This is a genomic window from Cryobacterium soli, assembly GCF_003611035.1.
Lineage (GTDB): Bacteria > Actinomycetota > Actinomycetes > Actinomycetales > Microbacteriaceae > Cryobacterium > Cryobacterium soli.
Genome location: NZ_CP030033.1, coordinates 1,135,540 through 1,150,054, shown reverse-complemented (window position 1 = coordinate 1,150,054; position 14,515 = coordinate 1,135,540). Strand labels below are relative to the sequence as shown.

At 69.5% G+C, this 14,515-nt stretch carries 13 protein-coding genes; 11 read left to right on the top strand and 2 right to left on the bottom strand.

Annotation, left to right across the window (positions count from 1 at the left end; translation table 11 throughout):
* Positions 1-2: 2 nt before the first annotated feature.
* Positions 3-2,783 (bottom strand): nitrite reductase large subunit NirB, encoded by a 2,781-nt coding sequence (gene nirB / locus DOE79_RS05235; protein WP_120337585.1) that lies wholly within the window; start codon positions 2,781-2,783, stop codon positions 3-5.
* Between the two features lie 245 nt (positions 2,784-3,028).
* Between nirB and nirD the strand changes: the two genes are divergently transcribed.
* From nirD to DOE79_RS05205, 6 genes are all read left to right on the top strand, one after another.
* Positions 3,029-3,451, top strand: a complete 423-nt coding sequence (gene nirD, locus DOE79_RS05230; RefSeq protein ID WP_120337584.1) for a nitrite reductase small subunit NirD — start codon at positions 3,029-3,031, stop codon at positions 3,449-3,451.
* Complete coding sequence (locus DOE79_RS05225) at positions 3,448-4,335, top strand: sirohydrochlorin chelatase (RefSeq protein ID WP_245977128.1); 888 nt, start codon at positions 3,448-3,450, stop codon at positions 4,333-4,335. Before nirD ends, DOE79_RS05225 begins: the two co-directional genes overlap by 4 nt.
* Before the next feature lie 217 nt (positions 4,336-4,552).
* Positions 4,553-5,914: an ABC transporter substrate-binding protein gene (locus DOE79_RS05220; protein ID WP_120337582.1), complete on the top strand. Its 1,362-nt coding sequence runs from the start codon at positions 4,553-4,555 to the stop codon at positions 5,912-5,914.
* Position 5,915: 1 nt separating this feature from the next.
* Complete coding sequence (locus tag DOE79_RS05215) at positions 5,916-6,863, top strand: carbohydrate ABC transporter permease (protein ID WP_245977127.1); 948 nt, start codon at positions 5,916-5,918, stop codon at positions 6,861-6,863.
* Positions 6,856-7,812, top strand: coding sequence for a carbohydrate ABC transporter permease (locus DOE79_RS05210; RefSeq protein WP_245977125.1), 957 nt, complete (start codon positions 6,856-6,858; stop codon positions 7,810-7,812). Before DOE79_RS05215 ends, DOE79_RS05210 begins: the two co-directional genes overlap by 8 nt.
* Positions 7,813-7,817: 5 nt before the next feature.
* Positions 7,818-8,141 carry an L-rhamnose mutarotase gene (locus DOE79_RS05205; protein ID WP_120337581.1) on the top strand — a complete coding sequence of 108 codons (324 nt, stop codon included), beginning with the start codon at positions 7,818-7,820 and terminating at the stop codon, positions 8,139-8,141.
* A 15-nt stretch (positions 8,142-8,156) separates the two neighbouring features.
* On the opposite strand, the gene DOE79_RS05200 is transcribed toward DOE79_RS05205, so the two are convergent.
* Entirely contained in the window at positions 8,157-8,930 is a 774-nt protein-coding gene (locus DOE79_RS05200; RefSeq protein ID WP_120337580.1) for a FadR/GntR family transcriptional regulator, read from the bottom strand.
* Between the two features lie 109 nt (positions 8,931-9,039).
* Between DOE79_RS05200 and DOE79_RS05195 the strand changes: the two genes are divergently transcribed.
* From DOE79_RS05195 to DOE79_RS05175, 5 genes are all read left to right on the top strand, one after another.
* On the top strand, positions 9,040-10,191 hold the full coding sequence (locus DOE79_RS05195) for a mandelate racemase/muconate lactonizing enzyme family protein (protein ID WP_120337579.1): 1,152 nt from the start codon (positions 9,040-9,042) through the stop codon (positions 10,189-10,191).
* A gap of 7 nt (positions 10,192-10,198) precedes the next feature.
* Positions 10,199-11,167 carry an MBL fold metallo-hydrolase gene (locus DOE79_RS05190; protein ID WP_162942604.1) on the top strand — a complete coding sequence of 323 codons (969 nt, stop codon included), beginning with the start codon at positions 10,199-10,201 and terminating at the stop codon, positions 11,165-11,167.
* Between the two features lie 113 nt (positions 11,168-11,280).
* Positions 11,281-12,405, top strand: a complete 1,125-nt coding sequence (locus DOE79_RS05185) for a Gfo/Idh/MocA family protein (RefSeq protein WP_162942603.1) — start codon at positions 11,281-11,283, stop codon at positions 12,403-12,405.
* Positions 12,402-13,733, top strand: a complete 1,332-nt coding sequence (locus DOE79_RS05180; RefSeq protein WP_120337576.1) for a CaiB/BaiF CoA transferase family protein — start codon at positions 12,402-12,404, stop codon at positions 13,731-13,733. Before DOE79_RS05185 ends, DOE79_RS05180 begins: the two co-directional genes overlap by 4 nt.
* Positions 13,730-14,512 carry an enoyl-CoA hydratase/isomerase family protein gene (locus DOE79_RS05175; protein ID WP_120337575.1) on the top strand — a complete coding sequence of 261 codons (783 nt, stop codon included), beginning with the start codon at positions 13,730-13,732 and terminating at the stop codon, positions 14,510-14,512. The genes DOE79_RS05180 and DOE79_RS05175 overlap by 4 nt, the downstream gene beginning before the upstream one ends.
* Positions 14,513-14,515 lie beyond the last annotated feature (3 nt).

Below are 14,515 nucleotides of genomic sequence, written 5' to 3'. Positions count from 1 at the left end.
GCCTATTCTCCTTGTTCTGTCGCCGAGCCGGAATGTGCGTGACGCGGGGCGTCACCCGGTGGGCGGAGCGGGATCCGCGGGCCGGACAGCATCACAGGCCCGGTGGCGGGGTCGTCCTCGTCCGACGGTTCGTTGACGCTGACGCCGATGTACTCGGCCGGGCGGGCGCTCCGGGGCGAACCTGAACCGTCAACCGGGGCCGCGGCCGCGTCGCGTTCCGCCGGCCAGGCCGGCCGCGGCTGGCCGCGTTCGAGAACCTGCACGATGGCCGGGTCGGGGGTGGTCGGCGCGTTCACGAAGGAGCGGAACCGGCGCAGCCGCTCCGGATCCTTGAGTGTGGCCGCCCACTCGTCCTCGTAGCTGCCCACGTGGGCGGACATGGCCAGTTCGAGTTCGGCGGCCAGGCCCAGGCTGTCGTTCACGACGACATCGCGCACGTGGTCGAGGCCGCCGGGCAGTTCCTCCTGCCAGCGCGCGGTGCGCTGCAGCCGGTCGCCGGTGCGGATGTAGTACATCAGGTAGCGGTCGATGTAGGCGATCAGGGTGTCGTCGTCCAGGTCCTGGGCGAGCAGCTGTGCGTGTGCCGGCTGGAAGCCGCCGTTGCCGCCCACATACAGGTTCCAGCCCTGATCGGTGGCGATGATGCCCACGTCCTTGCCCCGGGCCTCTGCACACTCGCGGGCGCAGCCGGAGACACCGAGCTTGAACTTGTGCGGCGACCGCAGACCCCGGTAGCGCAGTTCGAGCTGGATGGCCATGGAGACGGCGTCCTGCACGCCGAAGCGGCACCAGGTGCTGCCGACGCAGCTCTTCACGGTGCGCAAGCTCTTGCCGTAGGCCTGCCCGGACTCGAAACCCGCGTCCACGAGGATCGTCCAGATCTCGGGCAGCTGCTCGAGCCGGGCGCCGAACATGTCGATGCGCTGGCCGCCGGTGATCTTCGTATACAGGTTGTACTGCTCGGCCACCTTGGCGATCACCTTGAGCTTGGCCGGGGTGATCTCCCCGCCCGGGATGCGCGGCACGACCGAGTAGGTGCCGTCCTTCTGCATGTTGGCCAGGGCGCGGTCGTTGGTGTCCTGCAGGCCGCCGCGGCCGGCATCCAGCACGTAGCCGTTGGTCTGCGACGCCAGGATCGACGCGATGACCGGCTTGCAGATGTCGCAACCGAGGCCGCTGCCGAATCGCTCCATGATGTCGTCGAACGAGGTGAGCTGCAGGATGCGCACGCTCTCGAACAGTTCGCTGCGGCTGAACGCGATGTGCTCGCAGAGGGCCTTGGAGACCTCGATGCCGGCCTTCTTGAGCTCGGTCTCCAGGATCTTCTTGACCAGCGGAACGCAGGAGCCGCACTGGGTGCCGGCGCGGGTGCAGGCCTTGAGCGGGCCGAGCTCGGTGCAGGCCTCGCCGTGATCGCCGCGGATGGCCGCACGCACTGCGCCGACCGACACGTTGTTGCACGAGCAGAGCTGCACGTCGTCGGGCAGGTCGCTGTTCGCCGGCGGTTCGGCGCCGGCGGCGGAGAGGTAGGCGCCGGGCTCTGCCGGAAGCTCGCGGCCGAGCAACGGACGGAGCGAGGTGTACGGCGACGCGTCACCGACGAAGATGCCGCCGAGCAGGGTCTTGGCATCCCCCGTGACCACGATCTTCTGGTATAGACCGCGCGCGGGATCGGCGTAGACCACCTCGAGGGCGTGTTCGGTGCGGCCGAGGGCGTCGCCGAAGCTGGCGACTTCCACGCCGGAGAGCTTGAGCTTGGTGGCGTCGTCGATGCCGGGGAAGAGCGCCTCGCCGCCGTGCAGCCGGTCGGCGGCGACCTCGGCCATGGCGTTGGCCGGGGCGACCAGGCCCACGCAGACACCGTCGATGCTGGCGACCTCGCCGATCGCCCACACATCGGCGGCCGAGGTGCGGCAGTCGTCGCCGATGGCGATGCCGCCGCGCGGGCCCAGCTCGAGGCCGGCGGCGCGAGCGAGTTCGTCGCGCGGGGTGATGCCGATGGAGAAGACCACGAGGTCGGCGTGCAGCTGCGTGCCGTTGGTGAGTGCCACGCCGAGCACCCGGCCGGTGGGGGAGCGCAGGATCTCGGTGGGCCGGGTGCCCAGCGCCAGGGTGATGCCCTGCGCGCCGATCAGCCGGCCGAGGGCCTGGCCGGCGCCCTCGTCGAGCTGGGCGCTCATCAGCCAGGCTCCGGAGTGCACGAGAGTGGATGCGGCGCCGAGCCGGGCCAGGCCGCCGGCGGCCTCGAGTCCGAGCAGCCCGCCGCCGACCACGACGACGTTGGCGGGGCGGCCCAGGCGTTCCCGCAACCGGGTGATCTCTGCCACCAGGAAGTCGACGTCGTCGAGGGTGCGGTAGACGTGTCCGGCCTCGGCCCCGGGGATGCCCGGCACGGTGGCGGCGGACCCGGTGGCGAAGACCAGGTCGTCGTACGGCACCCGTTCGCCGTCGGCCAGCGTGATGGCCTTCTCACGGGTATCGACTCCGGCGACAGCGCTGCCGCCGCGGTAGCTGATCGTGCCGGAGTTCCACAGGGCGGTGTCACCCAGGGTGAGGTCTTCGGAATCGACCAGTCGGCGGGACAGGGCCACCCGGTCATAGGGGAGGTACGGTTCCTCGCCGAACACCGTGACGGTGTGGCCGACGCTGCCGGCGGACTCGCCTCGGGATGTGGCGCGGGCGGCCATGGCCTCGGTGAACCGGTGGGCGGCGGGGCCCCCGCCGATCACCACGACGCGTCGGGGCGTGCCGGATGAATCCGGGGCGGGAGTGACGTTGTCCATGGAGGGCCTTTCCGAGTCGTGAGCTGTTCCGCCAGCCTAAAAGTCGGCGATTTCTCTGCCGTGTCCCCGACGTAACGGAGTGTGACGGGCGCCTCACGTCGGTGTGAGAGGCCTGAGAGGTCTTCGTTACGCGATCGTCACGGCCTCGCACGATGACCGACACGCGGGCTGCCTACCGTTGACACCAGGAACCGATTCCACCCCGTTCCCGACACCCCGCTCGCGCTCGACCACTGGAGGATCCCGTGCACACACCCACCGACTCGCACGACTCCGCCGGCCGCACACCGGAGTGGACCAGCGTCTGCGCCCTCGAGCGGCTCGAGCCGCTGTGGGCCGAGGCCGCACTCATCGACGGCGTGCAGGTGGCGCTGGTGCTGCTGCCCGACGGCAGCCTCTTCGCGGTGTCCAACCAGGACCCGGCGACAGGCTCGTTCGTGATGAGCCGCGGCATCGTGGGCTCCCGCGGCGCCCGCCCCACCCTGGCCTCACCGCTGCACAAGCAGGTCTACGACCTCGAGACCGGCGAATGCTTCACCGCGGCCGAATACGCCCTGCGCACCTTCCCGGTGCGCATCGACCACGGCACCGTGCAGATCCTGGTGCGCGAGCAGGTCGGGTCGCGGCAGCAGGCCGAGAGCATCGACGCCCGGTTCGCGGCCGCATGATGGGCATCCCGGTGCCCACGACTCCCGTCCGCACCGCTCCGATCGGCACGGCTCCGATCGGCACGGCTCCGATCGGCACGGCCCCGGTCGACGCCGTCTCCTCGAGCGCGGCGCCGGCGCTGCTGGCGACCTCGCACGGCACCAGCGATCCCGCCGGGCAGCGCGCGGTGCTGGCCCTCGTCGCCGCGGTGGCCGCCGCGGCACCGCAACTCACCGTGCTGGGCGGGTACGTCGATGTGCAGAGCCCGGATGTGCCGACCTGCCTCACCGGCATCGCCGCTGAGACTGCCGGCCGGCCGGTCGTGATCGTGCCGTTGCTGCTGTCGGCCGGCTACCACGTGCGCGTGGACCTGGCCGAGGCCGCCGCCGAGGCGAGCCAGCCGGTGCGGGTCACCGGCGCGCTCGGCCCCGACGCCCGGCTCGCCCGCATCCTCGCCGACCGCCTGCAGGAGATCGGACTATTCCCGGACGACACCGTCGTGCTCGCCGCGGCCGGTTCCACCGACGCCAACGCCGTCGCCGACTGCCACAGCACGGCCGGCCAGCTGGCCACGGTGCTGGGTCGACCCGTCACGGTCGGGTTCATCTCCGCCGCAGAACCCCGGCTGGCCGACGCGGTTCGCGCCGCCCGTGCCGGGGCGCCCGGCCGGGTGGTCGTGGCAAGCTACCTGCTCGCGCCCGGTTACTTCGCCGGTCTCGCCGACGGCTGCGGGGCCGATGCGGTGAGTCGCCCACTGCTGGTCGACGGCGAGGCACCGCCGCAGGGCCTTGTCGACGTGATCGTCGACCTCTACACCTCCACCGCCCGCCTCGACCAGGCCCTCGCCGGGCTGCCCTGGTCGTTCAGCGCGGTCCGGTCCACGACAGGCGGACCAGCGCGCTGACGGAAACGCCTGGCGGTGACACTCGGCGAAAGCCGCCGATCCGGTGTCGACACGCCATCCACTCGGCGCCTGTGATCAATCGATTGCCCTTCGATAGGGAATGCTGGAACCAGTCGCTCGCGCGGGGTCTTGCGATTAACATCACACGTATGATGTAATCGTTCTTGCCCACCCGGGCGACAAGTCGTCAACGACGCCGACCAGTAAAGGACGTTCCATGTCAGAGCACTCATCGTCTTCATTCCGCCGCGGCACACGCCTGTTCTCCCTCACCGCAGCGGCCGCCGGCCTGCTGCTGGTCAGCGGGTGCACCGGCGGAACGTCCGCAGCGGTCAACGACGAATACGGCTTCGCAACGGCTGAACAGGTGGAGGGCGACCCGATCACCGTCTGGGTCGACGCCTCCCGCGAACCGGCCGTCACCGCCTTCAAGGCGGCGCACCCCGACATCCCCATCGAATACGAGACCTACGACGGCAACGCCGGCGGCTCCGGTTCCTTCCAGACCAAGATCGCGCTGCTCGACCAGTCGGGCGAGGGCTGGCCCGACGTGGTCTTCTCCACCCAGCAGAACGACGCAACCTGGGCGGCCAGGGAGAACAACGGCGTGCAGGCCTTCGCCGCTCCGCTCAACGAGGGCTACCTCGACCAGGACTTCCTCGACGGCTTCGCACCCGGCGCCCTCGACCCGGTCACGGTCGACGGCACGGTCTACGGCCTGCGCAACGACCTCGCCCAGGTCGTCACCTACTACAACCAGAAGCTGCTCACCGAATTCGGCTATGACGTTCCGGAGACCTGGGAGGACTACGAGGCGCTCGGCGTCAAGCTGGCCGCCGAGCACCCGGGCTACATCCTCGGCAGCGTCGGCGACAGCTGGATGCCCTACGTGTACTACTGGGGTGCCCAGGCGCCGATCTTCCAGACCGACGGTGACACCTTCTCCAGCGACACGGCCTCGGATGAGTCGGTGGAGATCTCCCGCATCCTCGACACCCTGATCGACAACGGCACCCTCGTGCAGGACAGCTACTTCAGCTCCACTTTCGCCGAGACCTACGCCGACAAGGTCGTGGCCCTGCCCGGACCGGTCTGGTACACCGGCGCCATCTTCCAGACCGCGCTGCAGGTGCCTGCCGGCGAGATCGGTGTGGGCGCTCCGCTGCACTGGGAGGGTGAAGAGGTCGCGACCGGAAACGTCGGCGGCGGCATCTGGTACGCCTCCAGCCACAGCGAGAACCTGGATGCGGTCGAGACGTTCCTGGAATTCGTGACGAGTTCCGACGAGTTCCAGGTGGAGCTCTCCTCCGGTTACCCGGCGTACTCGTCGGCGGCAGAGGGCTGGCTGGCCAAGCAGGCCGACGCCAACTACTTCCTGGACGGCTTCGACGAAGAGATGATCTCCGCCGGTGCGTCGGTCTGGGACGGCTGGGGCTACGCCCGGTTCAGCCCGGAGACCGGCTGGGCCACGGTCATCGTTCCCGGCCTTGCGGCCGGCACCTCCATCGAGGAGATGCTCCCGGCCTGGCAGGAAGCGATCACCAACGACGCGACCGTCAATGGCTACACGGTGAAATAGCGTGACAGACACCAGATCCATCGTCACAAAGGCCGGTGTCGACCGTCGTGGTCGGCGCCGGCCGGCCCGGCTGTCCGGCGCCTCCGCCGGCGGCCGGCAGACCCGATTCGGCTACGTGTTCGTCAGCGGCTACACGCTGCTGCTGCTCGGCTTCGGGTTCATCCCGATGCTGTACGCGATCTACCTCGCCTTCACCCGCAACGGCCAGTTCGCCGGTCTCGACAACTTCGTCAAGGTGTTCGCCGACTACAGGTTCCTGCCCGCGGTCGCCCATGTGTCGATCTACATCCTGTTCTGGCTGGTCAGCCTCATCGTTCTCGTCGTGGTGCTCGCCCTCATCGTGCACGGCATCTCGGCCCGCTGGCTGAGCGGGTCGATCCGGTTCCTGTACTACATCCCGGGCGCGATCGCCGGGGCGTCCAGCGTCATGCTCTGGCTGTTCATCCTCGACCCCACGGTGAGCCCGGTCTCCTGGCTGCTCAAACTGTTCGGGCTGGACAGCTTCGTGCAGGTGCTGGCCCTGGACAACCTGCCCATCATCTTCACAGTCATCGCCTTCTGGACCGGCGCGGGCGGGTGGATCGTGATCATGTACGGCGCGCTGAACAACGTCCCCCGCGACGTCATGGAGGCCGCGAGGATGGACGGCGCCGGACCGGTCAACACGGCCTGGCACGTGCAGCTGCCCATGCTCACCAAGTGGATCTCCTACATGGGCATCATGTCGCTCGCCGCCGGCACCCAGTTATTCGTCGAGCCGCGCATCCTGTCGCAGGCCTCCCGGGGCGTGGTGCCGGAGAACTACTCGCTCAATCAGCTCGCTTATCTCTACGCCTTCAAGCAGAACGACTTCTCCGGCTCCGCCGCGATCTCGCTCATCCTGTTGATCGTGGCGCTCGGGCTGTCGACCATTTTCATTCTCAAGGGGAAGCTGTTCGAACGTGAGTGACACCCAGACCACCTCCCGCCGGCAGCTGTCGGCACCGCCGCCGCCCGCCACCGGCCCCCGGTCCCGCCGCGGCACCGAGACCACTCCCCGGCAATGGATAGCGCGGGCGTTCGTGGCTGCCGTGCTGATCGGCTTCGCTGCGTTCTTCATCCTGCCGATCATCTGGCTGATCCTCTCGCCCACCAAGACCGCCAGGGAACTGCTGCTGAGCGCGCCGTTCAGCATCGGCTCCCTGGACCAGCTGGCGGCCAACTGGAACTCGCTGATGGCGTTCCAGGACGGTATCTTCCTCACCTGGCTCGGTAACTCCACGCTGTACTCGTTCGGTGCGCTGGTGATCACTCTCATCGTGAGCATCCCGGCCGGGTACGCGCTGGCCCTCGTCGAATTCCGCGGCCGACGGGTGCTGCTGCTCACGACCCTGATCGTGATGCTCGTACCCAACACCGCCCTGGTGCTGCCGATCTTCCTCGAGCTGAGCGCCCTGCGGCTGCTCGGCACCCCGCTGGCGGTGATTCTGCCGTTCTCGTTCTTCCCGTTCGGCGTCTACCTCACCTACATCTACTTCTCGACCGCGGTGTCCAAGGACCTGCTCAACGCGGCCCGGATCGACGGCGCCGGCGAGCTGCGGGTCTTCGCCCAGATCGCGATGCCGCTGGCGACGCCGGTGATCGCGCTGGTCGGCTTCTTCAACTTCGTCGGCAACTGGAACAACTACTTCCTGCCGTTCCTCATGGTCGGCGGCGACAAGGTGCCCGTGCAGGTGGGGCTGGCCAATATGCTCTCGGTTGTTCCGCAGTTCAACCCCACCACCTCCGGCAGTGTCGTGATCGAGCTGCCCACCCTGGCCCTGGCCACGCTGCTGTCGGTAGCGCCGGTCCTGCTGATCTTCCTGTTCTCCCAGCGATTCCTGGTCGAGGGCATGACCGCCGGCGGGACGAAGGAGTGAGCGCGGTGACCCGGCACGGGTTCGTGGTCAACGTGCGGCCGGAGAAGCGCGAGGAATACCTGGCGCTGCACCGGGCCGTGTGGACCCGGGTGGAAGAGGCGATGAGCGAGCAGGGGATCCGCAATTACACGATCTTCATCCTCGACGACACCCTCTTCGGCTACTACGAGTACGCCGGAGACGACTACGAGGCCGACATGGCGAAGATCCAGCTGGATGCGACGAGTCAACAGTGGTGGGAGCTCACCGGCCCGTGCCAGACCCCGTTCGGCACGCCAGCCCCCGGTGAGCTCTGGCGGGAAATGACCCCGGCCTGGCACCTGGACTGACCGGCCGGGCGCCGCTCAAGCCTCGGTGATGCGGCGGCGCTCCCAAGCCAGCGTGATGTGTTCCCGCATCGCCTGGGACGCCGCATCGGCGTCGCCGGCGGCGATGGCGTCCAACACCCTGGCGTGCTCCTCGAGCGTGAGCCGGGGTGCTTCCGGCCCCGGAGCACCGTAGAACCTGGCGTTGTCCCTGGCCCGCTGCACGAGCGTGCGGGAGATGCCCTGCGCCAGGCGCTGGCCGGAGATTTCCATGATGCGGGCGTGGAAGTCGATGTCGGCCGCGGCGAACTCGTCGTTGTCCTCGACGACCTCGTGCATGCGGGTCAGTGCGGCCCGCAGCGACTCCACGTCGGCGTCCGTGTGCGTGCCGGCGACCGCGCCGGCCATGACAGCTTCAAGGGCGCTGCGCACGACGGCAAGTTCGTCGAGGATGCCGAGGCTCGCGTCGTTCTCGATCAGGGTGGAAATGACGACCCGGTCGAGGATGTTCCACTCGGCACTCGGTGTGATCGCGGTGCCGCGGCCCTGGGCCACCGTCACCATGCCCTTCTCCTCCAGGCGCTTGACCGATTCGCGCACCACGGTGCGGCTCACCCCGAAATGCTCGCTCAGCACGGTCTCCGGCGGCAGCAGTTCGCCGGGCTTCACCTCACCGGTGACGATCGCGGCGACCAGGTCGTGCACGACCAGGGTGCCCAGCCGGGTGGCCGGAGCGCGCTTGCCGGTTCCGCCCAGATAGGACGCACCCGCTGTGGTGCCGGGGCCGGCCGCGACGTTGCTCAATGGGCTCATCCTCAAAGTGTATAGACGGCGCCATCTTTCCCGACGGTCTAGACGCGGCGCGCCGTGGTAGTTGTATGATGTATGTTGAATACAGGCCGCGTGACACATCGAGGATGATATGAAAATCACCGGGTATCGCACCCTCAGTACCTTTCACCAGTGGAATCGCTCGATCGGCGATGCCAACGGCCGCATCCCGCAGGCGGTGACCGAGGTGCCCATCGTGATCCTCGAGACCGACGAGGGCCTCGAGGGCGTCGGCATCGGATCGCACTGCGACATCGCCCGGCTCTTCCCGGCCATCGAGGGGGAGGACCCGCGGGCCGTCTCGTCGCTGTTCGACCGGATGCTCGCCCAGGTGTTCAAGTCCGGGCACGGCGGCGCCACCTACGGCGGCATCGCCACGCTCGACTCGGCGATCTGGGACCTCAAGGCCAAGGCCGCCGGGCAGCCGCTCTGGCGCCTCCTCGGCGGCCGGGACCGCTTCGTTCCCGGCTACGCCTCCGGCCTCGACATCGCCCTGAGCGACGAAGAGCTGGCCGCGTTCTACCAGGGGTACGCCGACCGCGGCTTCGTCTCGGCCAAGCTCAAGGGCGGCCTCGACCTCGACGCCGACCTGCGGCGCCTCGGTATCATCTCCGAGGTGCTGGGAGCCCGCAGCAACAACCCCGGCCTGATGTTCGACTCGAACGAGTCCTGGAACCTCAAGCAGGCCGTGCGATACGTGGGCGCCCTCGAGGCGCATTTCGACCTGCTCTGGGTCGAGGAGCCGCTGCGACGCTGGGACGCGGTCGGGCACAAAAGGCTGAGCACGGCCATCCGCGCCGCCGTGGCGACGGGTGAGAACCTCACCGGAATCGACCAGTTCCGGCCCTTCTTCGACCTGGGCGCCATGGACATCGTGCAGGCCGGCGCCATCTGGGGCGTGACCCACCTGCACCGGCTCGCGCTCGCCGCCGCCGCCCACGACCTGCCGGTCAGCCCGGTGGGCTACAACGCCAACCCCGCCGTCGCCGCCGTGATGACCGCCGTGCCCAACCACCTCACCACCGAGGTGCAGGATGTGCGCTTCGCCGACGGCCTCGACGTCGACCAGGAGATCCAGGACGGCGGGATCGTGTTGGGCGACCGGCCCGGCAACGGCATCGCCGTGGATGAGGCCCTCATTGCGGCGGCCCTCGGCGGGGACGGCTGGGCGAACCCGGCCGGCCCGCACATGCGCCCGGCCCGCGCCGGGCTGCGGGTGCTCCTCGACGGCGTCGAGCGTTAGGCTCCGGATGACTGAGCTCAGGCCCGGCCTCCACCGCATCGAGGCCCCGCTGGGCGAGCGGTTCGTCGCCCTCTACCTGCTGGTCGGCAGGGAGGCCGCGTTGCTGGTCGACACGGGGATCCGCGAGAGCGTGACCGACGTGTTGCTGCCCTACCTGAAACGGACCGGCATCGACAGGCACAGCATCCGTTGGGCTGTGAACACGCACTGTGACTTCGACCACACGGGCGGGAACGGCGCGCTCCGGGCCGCGGTGCCCGACGTTCAGATCGTGGCCCACCGGCTGGATACGGCGCTGACCGAAGACCTGCAACTCCTGATCGACGAGCGCTACGGCGAGTTCCGCGACAGTGACGGTTTCGACGACCCGCCGGAGACCACGGCCTACCTCAGGTCGGTCTCCGACCTGGTGCCGGTCGACAATGTCGTGGCGGGCACCGAGGTGTTCGACCTCGGCGACCGGGTCGTGCGGCTGCTGCACGTGCCCGGCCACAGCCCCGGGCACCTGGCGGTGTACGACGAGTCCAATCGTGCGCTGCTGATCGGGGACGCCACCCTGGGTTCCGGTGTGCTGACTGCCAGGGGGGAACCGGCGTTCCCGCCGACCTACCGTGACGTCGACCCGTACCTCGCGAGCCTCCGGGCGTTCAGGGACCTCGATGTGGACCTGCTGCTGACGGCGCACTATCCGGTCTACCGGGGCGCGGCCGTGGCCCGGTTCCTCACCGAGAGTGAGGACTACACGGCTCACATCGACCGGGTGATCTCGGCCGAACTGGCCGGCCGCACCACGCCGGCGACCACCCTCGAACTGGTGCGCGCGGCCGGCAGCGCGCTGGGCGCGTGGAGTTCCGCGGCCACCGACTACGCCGTGTTCCCCGTCACGGGCAACCTCGAGCGGATGGAACGGGCCGGGCTGGTGAGCCAGGACCGGCAGGACGGACGGCGTCGCTGGCGCTGGCTCGGGACGCAGTGATCTCCACCCTCGTGATTTCGACCGCGTGATCTCGACCTCCTGAGCTCGACTCCCGGCCTACAGCCTTCCGATCTCACCCCTCGATTCCCGACCCGCACGAAATGGAGACGGCAATGACGCCGACCGCGATACCACCTGCTGTGCCGGAGCAACCGGCGACGCCGCCCGTCCGCAGGGTGCGTCTGGGCGCCGTCGGCGCCGGCTGGTGGGCCACGAGCAACCACTTCCCGATCTTCGCCGCGCGCGACGACGTCGAACTCGTGGGCGTGTGCGATCCGGGCCCCGACCTGCTCACCGTGCAGCGGCAGTTCGGTTTCCAGCACGCCACGGCGGACTACGAGGAGCTGCTCGCCCTGGACCTCGACGCTGTGGTGATCACCACACCGCACGACCTGCACTACGAGCAGGCGGTGCGGGCCATCGAACGCGGCCTGCACGTGCAGGTGGAGAAGCCGGTGACGCTGTCGGCAGAACGGGCCTGGGACCTGCACACGCGGGCGGAAGCCGCCGGCGTGCATTTCCTGGTGCCGTACGGCTGGAACTACAAGCCGTTCACCGAGGCCGCCAAGAAGCTGGTCGACGAGGGCCAGCTGGGGCAGATCCAGCACGTGGTCTGCCAGATGGCCTCGCCCACCCGAGGACTGTTCGCCGGGGACCCCGACGACATCCGTGCGCTGTGGGATTCGGAGACCGCCGGCCCGCAGGCCAGCACCTGGCAGTCGCCCGAGCGCGGCGGCGGGTACGCACACGGCCAGATCACCCACCTCAGCGCGCTGCTGTTCTGGCTGAGCGGGCTTCGGGCGCGCACCGTGCAGGCCAGGGTCGCCACCGCCGGGGCGCGGGTCGACCTGTTCAACGCCGCGGTGCTCACGTTCGACAACGGCGGCCTCGGCTCGCTGTCGGGCGCCGCGACCCTGCCCGACGAGAACCCGTACCAGGTCGACATCCGCCTGTTCGGCAGCGAGGGGGTGCTGCTGCTCGACACCGAGCGGGAACGCGTCTCGCTGCACCGTTACGACGGCAGACGGTGGGACCTCGACATCGAGCCCGGCGCGGGTGCCTACGAATGCCTCACCCCGCCCAACAGGTTCATCGAGCTCATCACGGGCGCGAGTACCGAGAACAATTCCGACGCGGGCGTCGCCGCCCGCACGGTGGAACTGATCGACGCGATGCTGCGCTCTGCCGCCGACGGCGGCCGCGAGGTGCTCGTGCACGACGACAAGGAGACCCCATGACAGCCGCCCCGCCCGACACCCTGACGGATGCCGCGCCTGACACCGGGCCGGCCGGCATCCTCACCGGGTACACGGTCATCGACTGTTCGATCGCCATGGCCGGCCCTTTCGCCGCACAGCGCCTGGGCGACCTGGGTGCCGACGTGATCAAGATCGAGCCCACCACGGGAGAGTGGCAGCGCCACGCCGCCGCCGGCGGGGCGAACGGCACCGAGATCAACGTGTCGTTCCTGTCGCTGAACCGCAACAAGCGGTCCGTGGCCGTCGACCTCAAGAACCCCGACGGCAAGGCAGCCCTGATCGAGCTGGTGCGCACCGCCGATGTCTTCCTGCAGAACTACCGGCCCGGCGTCGCGGGCCGGCTGGGCGTGGACTACGAATCCCTGCGGGCCATCAACCCGGGCCTGGTCTACGTCTCCATCTCGGGGTACGGCGAAGACGGGCCGTACCGCGACCGGCCCGGGCAGGACCTGCTCGTGCAGGCCATGTCGGGCGCGATGCTCTCGGCCGGCCGCGACGGGGACGACCCGGCCCCGGCCGGGCAGTACCTGGCCGATGCCATCACGGCCTCGACGGCGTTCGAGGGCGTTCTCGCCGCGCTGCTACATCGCGAACGCACCGGCGAGGGGCAGCTCGTGACGGTGAACATGCTCGACGCGCTCACCACCCTGCAGATGCAGGAACTATCGGTGTTCACTGTGGGCAAGAAGCCGCAGCAACGCTCGGCCGAACCGCACGCGCACGTGTACATCCGCGCTCCGTACGGGGTGTTCCGCACGAGTGACGGGTTCATCGCGTTGGCCTTCGCCGACCTCGGCGAGCTCGGCCGCCTGATCGACGAGCCCCGCTTCGCCGGCTGGAAGAGCGAGGTAGAGGGCTGGAGCCGCCGGGACGAGATCTACGCCTGGACCGAGGCGAAGCTGCGCGGCCGGCCCGCGGCGCACTGGCTGGAGGTGCTCGGCGCGGCCGGGATGTGGGTGGGCCCCGTCTACGGCTACCAGGACCTCGTCGACGACCCGCAGATCGCCCACAACGGCACCTTCATCGAATACGAGCACCACACCGAGGGTCGGGTCAAGACGCCCGGGTTCCCCTACCAGTTCGCCAAGACCCCCGCCCGCCTGTACCGCGGGGCGCCCCGCGTGGGCGAGCACACCCGGGAGGTGCTCGCCGCCGCGGGATTCGACGAGGAACGCATCACCCGCCTGCTGGCCTCCGGGGCGGCCGCGGAACCGCCGCCCTCTCCCGCCGTGCCGACGTCGAGCGGCGCCCCCGATTCCGGCCGGGCCGCCACCGCGGCTTCCGTCCCTGAGGCGGCCTCCGCATGATCGAGACACCCAGCGAACAGATCCGCCTGAGCATCACCAACCGGGTCGCCACGATCACCCTCGACCGGGCCGAGAAGCTGAACGCGGTGACCCCGGACATGTCCGCCGCCCTGGTGGAACTGATCGACGCGCTCAACGACGACGACGAGGTGCGGGTGCTCATCCTCACCGGGGCGGGGGAGCGATCCTTCAGCGTGGGCAGCGACATCCGCAGCCTGGATGCCTATGCGACCCCCTGGGACTTCGGCAACCGTGCCGATTACTGCGACGCGATCCGTGCGTCGCGGAAGCCCGTGATCGCGGCCGTGAACGGCTACGCCTTCGGTGGCGGGCTGGAGACGGCGCTCAGCTGCGATATCCGCCTCGCGTCGACCACGAGCAGTTTCGCCGCACCGGAGATCAAGCTGGGCTGGATCGGCGGCGGCGGCATGTCCACCTTCCTGGCCCACGCGATCGGGCCGGGCAATGCCGCTGTGATGCTGCTCACCGGAGACCCCGTGCCGGCCGAGCAGGCGCTGGCCTGGGGCCTGGTGAGCGAACTCGTCGAGCCGGCCGGACTGCTCGGGCGGGCCCAACAGCTCGCCGCCGTGATCGCCACCCGGCCGCCCATCGCCGCCGAGACCGCCAAGGTGAACCTCCGGGCCGCCTACAACCTGCCCCAGGATGCGGCGATCCGGTACGAACGCGACCTGCAGACCATCAGCTTCGCCACCGACGACGCCCGGGAGGGCCGAGCGGCCTTCGCCGAAAAACGGCCCGGCACCTTCCACCGTCGCTGAGCC

Excerpts from the sequence above, each read along its gene's own strand:
- nirB (WP_120337585.1), bottom strand. The coding sequence starts at position 2,783 with ATGGACAACGTCACTCCCGCCCCGGATTCATCCGGCACGCCCCGACGC.
- DOE79_RS05225 (WP_245977128.1), top strand. The coding sequence starts at position 3,448 with ATGATGGGCATCCCGGTGCCCACGACTCCCGTCCGCACCGCTCCGATC.
- DOE79_RS05220 (WP_120337582.1), top strand. The coding sequence starts at position 4,553 with ATGTCAGAGCACTCATCGTCTTCATTCCGCCGCGGCACACGCCTGTTC.
- DOE79_RS05200 (WP_120337580.1), bottom strand. The coding sequence starts at position 8,930 with ATGAGCCCATTGAGCAACGTCGCGGCCGGCCCCGGCACCACAGCGGGT.
- DOE79_RS05195 (WP_120337579.1), top strand. The coding sequence starts at position 9,040 with ATGAAAATCACCGGGTATCGCACCCTCAGTACCTTTCACCAGTGGAAT.
- DOE79_RS05190 (WP_162942604.1), top strand. The coding sequence starts at position 10,199 with ATGACTGAGCTCAGGCCCGGCCTCCACCGCATCGAGGCCCCGCTGGGC.
- DOE79_RS05185 (WP_162942603.1), top strand. The coding sequence starts at position 11,281 with ATGACGCCGACCGCGATACCACCTGCTGTGCCGGAGCAACCGGCGACG.
- DOE79_RS05180 (WP_120337576.1), top strand. The coding sequence starts at position 12,402 with ATGACAGCCGCCCCGCCCGACACCCTGACGGATGCCGCGCCTGACACC.
- DOE79_RS05175 (WP_120337575.1), top strand. The coding sequence starts at position 13,730 with ATGATCGAGACACCCAGCGAACAGATCCGCCTGAGCATCACCAACCGG.